This is a genomic window from Pseudomonas sp. OVF7, assembly GCF_030644265.1.
Lineage (GTDB): Bacteria > Pseudomonadota > Gammaproteobacteria > Pseudomonadales > Pseudomonadaceae > Aquipseudomonas > Aquipseudomonas gorinensis.
The window spans coordinates 7,038,954-7,051,756 of sequence record NZ_CP128996.1; the positions used below are offsets into that span (position 1 = coordinate 7,038,954).

Annotated in this window: 13 protein-coding genes; 11 read left to right on the forward strand and 2 right to left on the reverse strand. The window is 59.1% G+C overall.

The genetic code is table 11. From position 1 onward, the window contains the following. Positions 1 to 88: 88 nt before the first annotated feature. Complete coding sequence (locus QU606_RS32140) at positions 89 to 1,309, reverse strand: CaiB/BaiF CoA-transferase family protein (protein WP_069074937.1); 1,221 nt, start codon at positions 1,307 to 1,309, stop codon at positions 89 to 91. 13 nt (positions 1,310 to 1,322) lie between these two features. Next, positions 1,323 to 2,504, reverse strand: coding sequence for an acyl-CoA dehydrogenase (locus QU606_RS32145; protein ID WP_024072659.1), 1,182 nt, complete (start codon positions 2,502 to 2,504; stop codon positions 1,323 to 1,325). Between the two features lie 157 nt (positions 2,505 to 2,661). On the opposite strand from QU606_RS32145, the gene QU606_RS32150 reads away from it, so the two are divergent. From QU606_RS32150 to QU606_RS32200, 11 genes are all read left to right on the forward strand, one after another. Beyond that, entirely contained in the window at positions 2,662 to 3,561 is a 900-nt protein-coding gene (locus tag QU606_RS32150) for a LysR family transcriptional regulator (RefSeq protein ID WP_024072658.1), read from the forward strand. A gap of 452 nt (positions 3,562 to 4,013) precedes the next feature. After that, positions 4,014 to 5,135 carry a Re/Si-specific NAD(P)(+) transhydrogenase subunit alpha gene (locus QU606_RS32155; RefSeq protein WP_024072657.1) on the forward strand — a complete coding sequence of 374 codons (1,122 nt, stop codon included), beginning with the start codon at positions 4,014 to 4,016 and terminating at the stop codon, positions 5,133 to 5,135. 15 nt (positions 5,136 to 5,150) lie between these two features. Then, on the forward strand, positions 5,151 to 5,471 hold the full coding sequence (locus QU606_RS32160; RefSeq protein ID WP_003220416.1) for an NAD(P) transhydrogenase subunit alpha: 321 nt from the start codon (positions 5,151 to 5,153) through the stop codon (positions 5,469 to 5,471). Further along, positions 5,471 to 6,907 carry an NAD(P)(+) transhydrogenase (Re/Si-specific) subunit beta gene (locus tag QU606_RS32165; protein WP_024072656.1) on the forward strand — a complete coding sequence of 479 codons (1,437 nt, stop codon included), beginning with the start codon at positions 5,471 to 5,473 and terminating at the stop codon, positions 6,905 to 6,907. The genes QU606_RS32160 and QU606_RS32165 overlap by 1 nt, the downstream gene beginning before the upstream one ends. 180 nt (positions 6,908 to 7,087) lie before the next feature. Next, positions 7,088 to 8,581, forward strand: coding sequence for an acetyl-CoA hydrolase/transferase family protein (locus QU606_RS32170; RefSeq protein WP_024072655.1), 1,494 nt, complete (start codon positions 7,088 to 7,090; stop codon positions 8,579 to 8,581). A 318-nt stretch (positions 8,582 to 8,899) separates the two neighbouring features. Further along, positions 8,900 to 9,115, forward strand: a complete 216-nt coding sequence (locus tag QU606_RS32175; RefSeq protein WP_003214752.1) for a DUF1127 domain-containing protein — start codon at positions 8,900 to 8,902, stop codon at positions 9,113 to 9,115. A 260-nt stretch (positions 9,116 to 9,375) separates the two neighbouring features. Then, positions 9,376 to 9,561 (forward strand): DUF1127 domain-containing protein, encoded by a 186-nt coding sequence (locus tag QU606_RS32180; RefSeq protein WP_102624638.1) that lies wholly within the window; start codon positions 9,376 to 9,378, stop codon positions 9,559 to 9,561. Between the two features lie 162 nt (positions 9,562 to 9,723). Then, positions 9,724 to 10,044: a DUF2388 domain-containing protein gene (locus tag QU606_RS32185; RefSeq protein ID WP_024072653.1), complete on the forward strand. Its 321-nt coding sequence runs from the start codon at positions 9,724 to 9,726 to the stop codon at positions 10,042 to 10,044. A gap of 104 nt (positions 10,045 to 10,148) precedes the next feature. After that, complete coding sequence (locus tag QU606_RS32190) at positions 10,149 to 10,457, forward strand: DUF2388 domain-containing protein (RefSeq protein WP_024072652.1); 309 nt, start codon at positions 10,149 to 10,151, stop codon at positions 10,455 to 10,457. Between the two features lie 26 nt (positions 10,458 to 10,483). Further along, the gene (locus tag QU606_RS32195) at positions 10,484 to 10,804 is read left to right on the forward strand and encodes a DUF2388 domain-containing protein (RefSeq protein ID WP_024072651.1); all 321 of its coding nucleotides are present in this window, start codon (positions 10,484 to 10,486) and stop codon (positions 10,802 to 10,804) included. Continuing rightward, positions 10,801 to 12,762 (forward strand): DUF4105 domain-containing protein, encoded by a 1,962-nt coding sequence (locus QU606_RS32200; RefSeq protein WP_024072650.1) that lies wholly within the window; start codon positions 10,801 to 10,803, stop codon positions 12,760 to 12,762. Before QU606_RS32195 ends, QU606_RS32200 begins: the two co-directional genes overlap by 4 nt. Positions 12,763 to 12,803 lie beyond the last annotated feature (41 nt).

Below are 12,803 nucleotides of genomic sequence, written 5' to 3' on the forward strand. Positions count from 1 at the left end.
CTTTCTTATCAATTAGTTAACATTGATTAAAAAACCACCAAACTGTTTTATATGGGACCCGGGCGCTCCTATATAGAAGAAGCGTTATTTAGATAACCCCCGCCTCTCTTAAAGCAGCCACGCTAGCCGGACCCAATCCCAGTACCTCCTGAAGTACCTGAACTGTATGCTCCCCCAGCAGTGGAGGCGCACTGCGATATTCCACAGGTGTCTTGGAGAGTCGGATCGGATTGGCAACCTGAGGCACACTCCCTGCCAGCGCATGGGGCAACGCCATCGCCAAACCACGCGCCTTGACCTGCGGATCAGCAAACACCTGCGCCAGATCATTGATTGGCCCACACGGAACCCCCACCCGTTCGAGTTGCAATACCCACTCACTCGTCGTCTTGAAGACCGTCGCCTGGCGAATCAGCGGGATCAGCGTCGCGCGGTTGGCAACCCGTGCCTGATTAGTGGCAAACCGCGGGTCATTCGCCCACTGCGGTTGCCCGGCGACTTCAGCAAACTTGCGAAACTGTCCGTCGTTACCCACGGTCAGGATGAAGTCACCATCTGCCGTTGGGAAATCCTGATAAGGCACGATATTCGGATGCGCATTGCCCAGGCGCTTGGGTGACACTCCCGTCGTCAGGTAATTCATCGCCTGATTGGCCAAGCAAGCCACCTGCACGTCAAGCAGCGCCATATCGATATGCTGGCCACCGCCGTCGTGATCCCGATGAGCAAGCGCTGCCAGGATCGCCACGGTCGAGTAAAGCCCTGTCAGGATGTCGGTCAGCGCGACGCCAACCTTCACTGGCCCGGCACCTTCATCGCCTTCTGGCCGACCGGTAAGACTCATCAGCCCGCCCAGCCCCTGAATCATGAAGTCATAACCAGCCCGAGCCGCATAGGGCCCTGTTTGACCAAAGCCCGTGATCGAGCAATAGATCAATTCAGGATTGATCTCCTTGAGCGACTCATAGTCCAGGCCATAAGCCGCCAGACCACCCACCTTGAAGTTCTCGATCAGGATATCGGACTTGGCTGCGAGGTCACGTACCAGCTTCTGCCCCTCCGGCTGCGTGAAGTCGATAGTCACCGACTCCTTATTACGGTTAGCCGAGAGGTAATACGCAGCTTCACTGGTGTTCTCGCCATACGCATCCTTAAGGAAGGGCGGCCCCCAGGCCCGCGTGTCGTCGCCACTACCCGGCCGCTCAACCTTGATAACCTCAGCCCCAAGGTCCGCAAGAATCTGCCCGGACCAAGGGCCCGCCAGGACTCGCGATAAATCCAGTACCCGCAGGTGCGAAAGCGCGCCCATGCCCATGCTCCTATTAATAGAACGCCTGAAGGCCGGTTTGCGCACGCCCAAGAATCAAGGCGTGCACATCATGGGTACCTTCGTAAGTGTTCACCACCTCCAGGTTGACCAAATGACGCGCCACACCAAACTCATCGGAGATCCCATTGCCACCCAGCATGTCCCGAGCCATGCGCGCGATGTCCAGGGACTTGCCGCACGAGTTGCGCTTCATGATCGATGTGATCTCCACCGCCGCCGTGCCCTCATCCTTCATACGGCCCAGGCGCAGGCAACCTTGCAGGGCCAAAGTGATCTCGGTCTGCATGTCAGCCAGCTTCTTCTGGATCAACTGGGTCGCCGCCAACGGACGACCGAACTGGTGACGATCAAGGGTGTACTGGCGAGCGGTGTGCCAACAGAACTCGGCCGCGCCCAAGGCCCCCCAGGAGATGCCGTACCGCGCCGAGTTCAGGCAAGTGAAAGGCCCTTTCAACCCACGCACATCGGGGAAGATGTTCTCTTCAGGCACAAACACGTTGTCCATCACGATCTCGCCAGTAATGGACGCACGAAGTCCGACCTTGCCATGAATCGCAGGAGCGCTCAGGCCCTTCCAGCCTTTCTCCAGGACAAAACCGCGGATATCCCCCGCATCATCCTTGCCCCACACCACGAACACATCGGCGATCGGGCTGTTGGTGATCCACATCTTGGCGCCCGTCAGGCTGTAGCCACCATCCACCTTGCGCGCACGTGTAATCATCGCGCCCGGGTCGGAACCGTGGTTGGGCTCTGTCAGACCGAAGCAACCGATCCATTCACCAGAGGCCAACTTCGGCAGGTATTTCTGTTTTTGCGCTTCTGTACCGAATTCGTTGATCGGCACCATGACCAGTGACGATTGCACACTCATCATCGAGCGATAGCCGGAGTCGACACGCTCCACTTCGCGAGCGATCAACCCGTAGCTGACGTAGTTCAAGCCACTGCCACCGTACTGCTCTGGAATCATTGCGCCGAGCAAGCCGGTTTCGCCCATCTCACGGAAGATCGCGGGGTCGGTTTTTTCATGGCGGAAGGCCTCGAGTACGCGCGGCGCCAATTTGTCCTGGGCAAATTGCTGCGCACTGTCGCGCACCATGCGTTCTTCCTCGGTGAGCTGTTGATCCAGCAGCAGTGGATCGATCCAGTTGAAGCTTGCCTTGCCAGCCATGAATAAGTCCTCGCAGAGAAAGTCAGTAGTCGTGCAAGGAGCCTAGGCCGGACGGCCGCAGAGGGCAAACGAGGTTTCCGCATAGGGTTGTGCTAATTTCTCACTTCGAAAAGACCGAGAAGGGCGCATACGCGCTTTATAAGTGAGTACAAGGTACATGCGTAGAAAAATCCCCAGCACCACTGCCCTTGTCAGTTTTGAAGCGGCAGCCCGCCACGAGAGCTTTACCAAGGCGGCGCAAGAACTTTCCATCACCCAGGGCGCTATCTGCCGACAGATCGCCAGTCTTGAGGAATTTTTAAGTGTCGAGCTGTTTCGACGCTCTCGGCGAGGCGTCAAACTGACGGAAGCGGGGCTCTCCTACAGTCGTCGAGTCGCGACGCAATTGGACGCAGTGGAACGCGATACGCTGTCCGTGATGGGGCAGCAGGGGGCAAACGTCATCGAACTGGCAGTGGTCCCGACCTTTGGGACTCAATGGTTGATCCCTCGCCTCAAGGACTTTCAACGCCAACATCCCGAAGTGACGGTGAACCTCACCAACCGCACGCGCCCCTTTCTGTTTGCCGACACAGAATTCGATGCTGCGATCTACTTCGGCGATGCCGACTGGTCCGGTACCGAATCCCACAGGCTGATGGGCGAGAATCCTGTCCCCGTATGCAGCCCCAGGCTATTAAGAACCCGTACGCACTTCAGCCCCCAGGAAATTGCCGAGCTGCCACTGCTGCAGCAGACGACTCGCCCCTACGCCTGGCGCCAGTGGTTCAACGCCCAACAGTTGAACATCCCCCGCGACATGACAGGCCCGAGATACGAGCTATTCTCGATGTTGTCCCAGGCGGCCATGCATGACATGGGCATCGCGCTGATCCCACCTTTCCTGATCCAACGAGAGCTCGACGAACACCAATTGGTCATCGCAAGCCCCAACGCACTGAGCAGCTCCAAGGCGTACTACCTGATGATTCCAGAGAGAAAAGTTGAGTCCGCCTCACTGCATGCGTTCAGAGACTGGCTCGTGGACCAATCACAGCGCTACATCCCCAGCATTTGAAGGCCATAGTTAATTTGCTGACCTTGTAGTCAGCTATTTTTATATCCTACAGATATACGTATATGTCGCTTTTTAACAGACTGTACTTGTCCTCCAGAAACATGACTCAAAGCCATGACTTTGCTGGCTTTGAGCAACTATCTTCGGCCAATGCTCGACTATTCACCGGGACGATGACAAAAACCTCAAAAATTGCCTTAACACCTTTAAATACCTGTATTTAAAGAGGTTATTTCAAAGTGTTGCGACAATCAGTCACAGGGTGACTTGTAGTTAATTTTTCGTCACCCGTCATAATCCCTTGATGGCCGTAAAGTTCGCCTGCAAAATGCCGCGCCCCGCTGTCATTTCAGCGGGATCGTGCTGATCGGCCGCCCCAGATGCGCCACCCACGGTGCACTGGCCTTTTTACAAAAAGATCAAAAGCAAAAAGATCATGCAGGAGATTTGACGTGCACATTGGTGTTCCTCTCGAAACCCAGACCGGTGAAACACGGGTGGCTGCCACCCCGGAAACCATCAAGAAGCTGATCGGCCAGGGCCATAAGGTCACTGTACAAAGCGGCGCAGGTGTCAAGGCCAGCATCGTCGACAGTGCCTATGAAACGGCAGGCGCGACCATTGGCAGTGCCGGCGACGCGTTTGGCGCCGAGCTGATTCTCAAGGTGGTCGCCCCCAGCGACAGCGAACTGACGCTGATCAAAAGCGGCACCGTGTTGGTGGGCATGCTCAATCCGTTCAGCAACGAAATCATCACCAAGCTGGCCGAACACGGCATTACCGCATTCGCGCTCGAAGCCGCGCCGCGCACCTCGCGCGCCCAAAGCCTCGACGTGCTGTCGTCGCAGGCCAACATCGCCGGTTACAAGGCTGTGTTGCTCGCCGCCCATCACTACCCACGCTTTATGCCGATGCTGATGACCGCTGCAGGTACTGTGAAAGCCGCACGCGTGCTGATCCTCGGTGCTGGCGTTGCCGGCCTTCAGGCCATCGCCACGGCAAAACGCCTGGGTGCCGTGATCGAAGCGTCCGACGTGCGTCCCGCCGTCAAAGAGCAGATCGAATCCCTCGGCGCCAAGTTCGTCGACGTGCCCTACGAAACTGACGAAGAGCGTGAATGCGCCGTGGGTGTCGGCGGCTATGCGCGCCCAATGCCAACCAGCTGGATGCAACGCCAGGCCGTGGCCGTGCACGAACGCGCCAAGCAAGCCGACATCGTTATCACCACCGCGCTGATCCCTGGACGCAAGGCACCGACCTTGCTCAGTGCCGACACCGTCGCGCAGATGAAGCCCGGCTCGGTGGTCATTGACCTCGCCGCCGCCCAGGGTGGCAACTGCCCACTGACCGTCGCTGACCAGGTAGTGGTCGAAAACGGCGTGATCATCTGCGGCCCGACCAACCTGGCCGGCGCCGTTGCCGCCGACGCATCGGCCTTGTACGCGCGCAACCTGCTGGACTTCCTGAAGCTGGTCTTCAACAAGGAAGGGCAGTTTGAAATCAACCTCGAAGACGACATCGTCGCCGCGTGCCTGATGTGCCGCGACGGCCAAGTCATCCGCAAAAACGCCTAAGCAGGGATTCAGACGATGGAAGAGCTTATCTCCCCCGGTATCTACAACCTGATCATCTTTGTGCTGGCGATTTATGTCGGTTATCACGTGGTCTGGAACGTTACCCCCGCACTGCACACGCCATTGATGGCCGTGACCAACGCCATCTCGGCGATCGTGATTGTCGGCGCCATGCTCGCCGCTGCGCTCACCGTGACCCCGCTGGGCAAGACCATGGGCACCCTGGCCGTGGCCCTGGCAGCAGTGAACGTGTTCGGCGGTTTCCTGGTGACTCGCAGGATGCTCGAGATGTTCAAGAAGAAAGCCCCGAAAGCAAAAGAAGAGGCGCCTAAGTAATGAGCATGAATCTGGTTACGACGCTCTACTTGATCGCGTCTATCTGCTTTATCCAGGCCCTCAAGGGCCTGTCGCACCCCACCACATCGCGACGCGGCAACCTGTTCGGCATGCTCGGCATGGCGCTGGCGGTACTCACTACCGTGGGCCTCATCTATAAGCTCGGCGCAGAACTCGCCACCGCGGGCATCGGCTATGTGATTGTCGGCCTGCTGATCGGCGGCACCGCCGGCTCGATCATGGCCAAACGCGTGGAAATGACCAAGATGCCGGAACTCGTGGCGTTCATGCACAGCATGATCGGCCTGGCAGCGGTGTTTATCGCCATTGCCGCCGTGGTCGAGCCGCAATCCCTGGGTATCGTCAAACACCTGGGCGACTCGATCCCTGCCGGTAATCGCCTGGAGCTGTTTCTCGGCGCGGCGATTGGTGCAATCACCTTCTCCGGTTCGGTGATCGCATTCGGCAAGCTCTCGGGCAAGTACAAGTTCCGTCTCTTCCAAGGCGCACCGGTACAGTTCGGCGGCCAGCACAAACTTAACCTGGTGCTGGGCCTTGCCACACTGGGCCTGGGCCTGGCCTTCATGCTCACCGGCAACCTCACCGCCTTTGCGCTGATGCTGGCCCTGGCGTTCGTGCTCGGCGTGCTGATCATCATCCCGATTGGCGGCGCCGACATGCCGGTCGTCGTTTCGATGCTCAACAGCTACTCCGGCTGGGCAGCGGCGGGGATCGGCTTCTCGCTGAACAATTCGATGCTGATCATCGCCGGCTCGCTGGTGGGTTCGAGCGGTGCGATCCTCTCGTACATCATGTGCAAGGCGATGAATCGCTCCTTCTTTAATGTACTGCTCGGCGGTTTCGGCAACACGCCGGATGCTGGCGCGGCGGCAGGCTCTAAAGAAGCACGCCCGGTGAAGTCCGGCTCGGCAGACGATGCCACCTTCCTGCTGACCAACGCCGACACGGTGATCATCGTGCCGGGCTATGGCTTGGCAGTGGCACGGGCACAACACGCGCTTAAAGAGCTGACAGAAAAACTCACCCACCGCGGCGTGACCGTGAAGTACGCGATCCACCCGGTGGCAGGGCGTATGCCTGGGCATATGAACGTGTTGCTGGCCGAGGCCGAAGTGCCTTACGACCAAGTGTTCGAGATGGAAGACATCAACTCCGAGTTTGGCCAGGCCGACGTGGTGCTGGTGCTGGGCGCCAACGATGTGGTCAACCCGGCCGCCAAGAACGATCCGAACTCGCCGATCGCCGGCATGCCGATTCTGGAAGCGTTCAAGGCCAAGACCATCATCGTCAACAAGCGCTCCATGGCCAGCGGCTATGCGGGCCTGGACAACGAGCTGTTCTACCTGGACAAGACCATGATGGTCTTTGGTGATGCCAAGAAAGTCATCGAAGACATGGTCAAAGCTGTCGAATAACACTGCGCCAGCGCAATACCTGAAACCCTGGCCTCCAGTAGGCTAGGGTTTTTTATTGCTGCATGAAACCCGACAAAAGGCTCTAAATCGGCACCCGGCATTCGACCATGGTAGCGGGCCGAAATTGTTTGAAATCACTAAACTGCGCACCTTGCCTCCCGTAGCCCGAGATAACAATCCATGTACCGTGATCGTATCCGCTTGCCTTCGCTGTTGAACAAGGTCATGAGCGCGGCAGACGCCGCCGCACTGATCGAGGACGGCATGACCGTCGGCATGAGCGGCTTCACCCGTGCCGGTGAAGCCAAGGCCGTTCCCCACGCCCTGGCCGAACGCGCCAAGACTTCGCCTCTGAAAATCACGTTGATGACCGGTGCCAGCCTGGGCAACGACCTGGACAAGCAACTGACCGAAGCCGGCGTGCTGTCCCGGCGCATGCCGTTCCAGGTCGACAGCACCTTGCGCAAGGCCATCAACGCCGGCGAGGTGATGTTCATTGACCAACACCTGTCAGAGACCGTCGAGCAACTGCGCAACAACCAACTCAAGCTGCCCGACATTGCCGTGATCGAAGCCGTTGCGATCACGGAACAAGGCCATATCGTGCCCACCACCTCCGTGGGTAACTCGGCCAGCTTCGCAATTTTCGCCAAGCAGGTCATCGTCGAGATCAACCTGGCGCACAACCCGAACCTGGAAGGGCTGCACGACATCTATATCCCGACCTATCGGCCAACCCGCACACCGATCCCGCTGGTGAACGTCGACGATCGCATTGGCAGCACCGCGATCCCGATCCCACCGGAGAAGATCGTCGCCATCGTGATCACCAACAAGGCCGATTCCGCCTCGACCGTGACACCACCGGACAACGACACCCAAGGGATCGCCAATCACCTGATCAACTTCCTCAAGCAGGAAGTGGACGCCGGACGCATGACCAACAAGCTCGGCCCGTTGCAGGCTGGCATCGGCAACATCGCCAACGCGGTGATGTGCGGCTTGATCGAATCGCCGTTCGAAGACCTGACCATGTACTCGGAAGTCCTGCAGGACTCGACGTTCGACCTGATTGACGCGGGCAAGCTGAGCTTCGCCTCCGGCAGCTCGATCACCTTGTCGGAACGGCGCAACGCCAACGTGTTCGGCAACCTGGAACACTACAAGGACAAGCTGGTACTACGCCCGCAGGAAATCTCCAACCACCCGGAAGTAGTTCGCCGGCTGGGTATCATCGCCATCAACACCGCGCTGGAGTTCGACATCTACGGCAACGTCAACTCTACCCACGTGTGCGGTACGCGAATGATGAACGGGATTGGCGGCTCGGGTGACTTCGCGCGCAACGCGCACCTGGCGATCTTCGTCACCAAGTCGATTGCCAAGGCCGGTGCGATTTCCAGCGTGGTGCCGATGGTCAGCCATGTGGACCACACCGAACATGACGTCGACATCCTGGTGACCGAGATAGGCCTGGCTGACCTGCGTGGCCTGGCGCCCCGGGAGCGTGCACGGGTCATCATCGACAACTGCGTACATCCGGCTTACCGCGATGCGCTGAACAGCTACTTCGAATCGGCCTGCGCCATCGGCGGGCACACCCCGCACATCCTGCGCGAAGCACTGAGCTGGCACATCAATCTGGAAGAAACCGGGCATATGCTCAAGGCGTGATTGGTACAGATCCGAGCTGATGCAAACACAGTTTCATCAGCTCGGCTGTCTGACTGAGCTTTTTGCAAAAAACTGTACTGCTGTACCGGTCATTTCCTACCGAAATATCCCACACCCATCATCGAAAACACCTATTTCGCACTATTTCAGTGCGGACAGGTACAGTTGCTCCATTTCCGTACAGTACAGCCGCTATAAACAGTTAACTGGCCCCTCACAATACAGGTGAACTGTATCTAGAGAGTCTTGTGTCGGAGGAGGATCATTGGCATCAGTTAAACCACTACCTAATCCCGCCACAAGCGGAAGGATGTCATCATGGAACGTACACTCAGTTCCGATCTGTTCTTCGAAGAAAAAGCTGTAAACACCCAGGCTTCCCTGCCTCTGCGCGTTCTCGCCAACCTGATGCTGTGGCAGCGCCGCATCTCCAGCCGCCATCAATTGGCTCGCCTGGATTCGCGTCTGCTGGCTGACGCCGGTATCAGCGAAGCTCAACGCTACGAAGAGCTGAGCAAGCCGTTCTGGCGCTGATTGGCGCTCGCTGGCCCTGACCTGACGGGTCCACTGCCAGCAACCTGATTTGTCAAAACAAAGCCCGCCCCGGGTAACCGGAGGCGGGCTTTGTTGTATCTGGGGCCTGGCTTTTTTTATCGCCGAACAGAAGCCTTTCATCTCAACCGGTACAGTTTAAATAAAACAACAATTAAGCAGTACAATTTAACTCCGGTGTACCTGTTTCGGCAGCGGGGACTCGCACACCATGGTGCTTCAGCAATCATGGAAGCCCCGTCATGAACCTCCGTCCTTCGTCCAGCAAACGGCTGCTTATCCTTACTGCTTCAGCATTCGCCAGGTGGGCACGACGTCACTATGAGCGGCGCCAGCTGGCACAACTCGATCCCCGGGAACTGTCGGATGCCGGCATCAGCCACGCCGACCGAATGGCAGAGCTGGCCAAACCGTTCTGGCGTGACTAGACGGTCAAGAGGCTTTCCGAACGGACAAGCGGCGGCTTAATATCCACTCACCACGTGGCGAACCTTGTAGAACGGGCGTCTGATGCTCAATAGCAACGACAGTGCCCGTTTCACATGTGGCCACTCTGCGCCGCTTTTTCCATTTATCTACAGGAGTCCCCCATGTCCCGTCTTCGCCTGCTGAGTGCTGCCGCCCTGTTGGTATTGGCTGCCAATGCCAATGCGAGCAGTTTCATTGTGACCACCGACTCCATCGTTGGCGCACTGAAAGCCACCTCCGACGCCAGCTCCGATGCCACTTCATCGCTGCGTGACAACAAAGTCGTGCGCGCCTCCCGTGACGACGCCGCCAGCTTTGTCGCCAGCGAAGGCGCCATTCGTGGGGTGAAGCTGGAAAGCGCCCTGGCCCAGATCCGCCAACAAGCGCCACAACTGAACGCCGCGACTGACGCACAACTGGCCCAGGCTATCCTGGCCATCTAAGTCGCAGCACACAGGGAGCGAGCGCCGCTCCCTGAATGCCATCGGACTGGCTCTCGCCCGGGCATTGCGCTAGCCTTGGCGCTCGCTTTCAGTTGTCGAGTCCCATGGCTTTTTCATTCCGCCTGTTGATTGTTCCTGTGTTGTTTTCGGCCTGCTGGTCGTCGACGGCTTCGGCCTTTGACCTGACCACCCAGAGTACCGTCGTGAGCGCGTACGCCACCAGCAAGGTGACCTCCGCGCCGTTTGACAGGAAGCTGATAATGGCCGCCCAGGATGACGCTGCCGCATTCATTGCCACTGACGGCCAATGGCGGGGGGCCCGACTGGAGTCAGCGCTGGATTATCTGCGCCGTACCCAGCCAAAACTTAACGCCAGCGACCTTGAACTGGCGCAAGCAATTCTCGTCCAATAATCATCTTTGTATTTCGGAGTCATTCCATGCGTAGCCCGCTGATCGCCGCCACCCTTGGCCTGCTGTTGTTGGCAGACGTTGCCCAGGCGCATACCTTGGTGGCCACCAGTAACATCATTGTTCGCGCCTCTGGCCGCACCATTGATTTCACCTCGGACACCACCACCTCCATCCGCGACTCCAAAATCGTGCGCGAAGCCCACGATGATGCCGCCAGCTTCGTCGCCACCAATGGCGAAATTCGCGGTGCACAGTTGGAAGCCGCCTTTGACACCCTGCGGACCCGCGTACCGGAAGCCCGCGACGCCAGTGACCAGACCCTCGCCGAAGCCATTCTCGCTCTGTGAGGCGCATTAACGCCTGGCTCCTGGCCGGGGTTGTGCTGCTGTGTGCCAGCACCGCCCAGGCCAGCCTGCAACTGCGGCTCAAGACCGATGGCTTGAGCCCGGCTGAACAGCAGGCCAGCCAGGCATTGCTTGATGAGGCGATGCGCTCCTTGCCGCCGCGCTTCATCGAACAGCTGGACCGGCGCATCGATGTCGGCTGGACCGACCAAATGCCCGGGAACGCCTATGGCCAGGCTTCCCTGGTGTCCGAGCTGGACCTCAACCGCAACCTTCTCGCCAGCCTGACCGACGGCAGCGCCGCCACCCAGAAGACCAACCGCCCCCACGGCACCGTGCGCCGGGAAATGCTCGCCACCGTGCTGCATGAACTGACCCACATCTATGACCGTGCGCGCCTCTGGTCCAAAGACGAACGCACACTGATCCAGCGTTGCAGCCGCCAGAACAACATCACCGGCTTGATCGGCCTGCCTGACCAATGCCGTGGCCAGAACGATCGCCGTTTCACCCTCAGTGACGACCCGCGCCTGCTGGACCTCGCCGGCTGGCCGCAATACGTCGGCCGCCGCGGCGAGCGTGAACAGCACAACCACCAGGTCGCGCGCAGCCCGGATATCTACGAAACCACCAGCCCGCTGGAGTTCGTTGCGGTCAACATGGAGTACTTTCTCCTCGACCCAAGCTACGCCTGCCGTCGCCCGTCATTGTTCCGCTATTACCAGCAACACTTCGGCTGGGCACCACCGGCACAGGACACCTGCGCAAGCACTTACGCCTTCCTCAACGCCGGTAACGATTTCGCCAAGACGCCCCTGGGCCAGGTCGATCCGGAGCGAGTGTATGAGATCGACTACCTGCTGGCCGAAGCCAACCAGAACCTGGTGAGCCGCTGGGGCCACAGCATGTTGCGCCTGGTGATCTGCGCGCCCGGGCGCCCCCGTGGCCCGGATTGCAGGCTGGACCTGGACCAGCACCTGGTGCTGTCCTACCGCGCCTTCGTCGGCGATGTGCAGCTGTCGAGCTGGGATGGCCTGGTGGGCAAGTACCCGTCACGGTTGTTCGTCCTGCCACTGTCCCAGGTGATCGACGAATACACCAAGACCGAGCTGCGCGGCCTGGCCTCGGTGCCGTTGAAACTCACGCGCCAGGAAATCAACGACACCGTTGAGCATGCCGCCGAGATGCATTGGAGCTACGACGGCAATTACTTTTTCATCTCTAACAACTGTGCGGTGGAAAGCCTGAAACTGTTGCGCAGCGGCAGCGCCAATCCGCAACTGACCGGGCTCGACAACATCACCCCCAACGGCCTGCTCGAAGTCCTGCAGGCACGCGGCCTGGCGGACACCAGCGTACTGAAGGACAAACGCGAGGCGTTACGCCTGGGCTACCACTTCGACTCGTTCCGCGAACGCTACCAGGCGATGTTCGATGTACTGCGCAAACACCTGCCGATCAAGCAGACCCAGGTTGAAGACTGGTTATCCCTGAGCGCGGCCGAGCGCCGGCAATGGTTCGGCCAGGCCGACCTGCGCACCAGCGCCGCGCTGCTGTTGCTGGAGCAGGCGAGCTTTCGCAAGCAACTGATGCTGGCCCAGGATGAGGTCAAGCAGCGCTACCTCGGCGCTCGTGAGCTGAAAAATGGCGGCATGGAGAAAGCCAACGCCACGCTGCAACAGATCCTCGCCAACAGCGGCTTCCTCAGCCGTCCGGCGGAACTGCTGGGCAGCGGTGGCTACGGCTTGCCGCAACCGTCGGAATCCAAACGCCTCGAATCAGAAAGCGCCGAGCGCCAGAAGCAATTGCAATCCCTCACCGGCGAGCTGGATAAAGAGGTGAGGGCGCTGCTGGAGCCCTCCCGTGCCGCTGAGATTGCCGCGTGTGAAGCCAACCTCAAGCAAGTGGGCGAGCATTTGCGGGCACTGCACAAGGCGGCCGGCGGGCTCGAACTGCCCTGAGATGCCCGAGATAAACGTATTCCAAATGTGGGAGCCAACCC

What these genes read in the sequence shown, in the direction of transcription:
- QU606_RS32140 (WP_069074937.1), bottom strand. Translation starts at nt 1,309, where the DNA reads ATGGGCGCGCTTTCGCACCTGCGGGTACTGGATTTATCGCGAGTCCTG.
- QU606_RS32145 (WP_024072659.1), bottom strand. Translation starts at nt 2,504, where the DNA reads ATGGCTGGCAAGGCAAGCTTCAACTGGATCGATCCACTGCTGCTGGAT.
- QU606_RS32150 (WP_024072658.1), top strand. Translation starts at nt 2,662, where the DNA reads ATGCGTAGAAAAATCCCCAGCACCACTGCCCTTGTCAGTTTTGAAGCG.
- QU606_RS32160 (WP_003220416.1), top strand. Translation starts at nt 5,151, where the DNA reads ATGGAAGAGCTTATCTCCCCCGGTATCTACAACCTGATCATCTTTGTG.
- QU606_RS32165 (WP_024072656.1), top strand. Translation starts at nt 5,471, where the DNA reads ATGAGCATGAATCTGGTTACGACGCTCTACTTGATCGCGTCTATCTGC.
- QU606_RS32170 (WP_024072655.1), top strand. Translation starts at nt 7,088, where the DNA reads ATGTACCGTGATCGTATCCGCTTGCCTTCGCTGTTGAACAAGGTCATG.
- QU606_RS32175 (WP_003214752.1), top strand. Translation starts at nt 8,900, where the DNA reads ATGGAACGTACACTCAGTTCCGATCTGTTCTTCGAAGAAAAAGCTGTA.
- QU606_RS32180 (WP_102624638.1), top strand. Translation starts at nt 9,376, where the DNA reads ATGAACCTCCGTCCTTCGTCCAGCAAACGGCTGCTTATCCTTACTGCT.
- QU606_RS32185 (WP_024072653.1), top strand. Translation starts at nt 9,724, where the DNA reads ATGTCCCGTCTTCGCCTGCTGAGTGCTGCCGCCCTGTTGGTATTGGCT.
- QU606_RS32190 (WP_024072652.1), top strand. Translation starts at nt 10,149, where the DNA reads ATGGCTTTTTCATTCCGCCTGTTGATTGTTCCTGTGTTGTTTTCGGCC.
- QU606_RS32195 (WP_024072651.1), top strand. Translation starts at nt 10,484, where the DNA reads ATGCGTAGCCCGCTGATCGCCGCCACCCTTGGCCTGCTGTTGTTGGCA.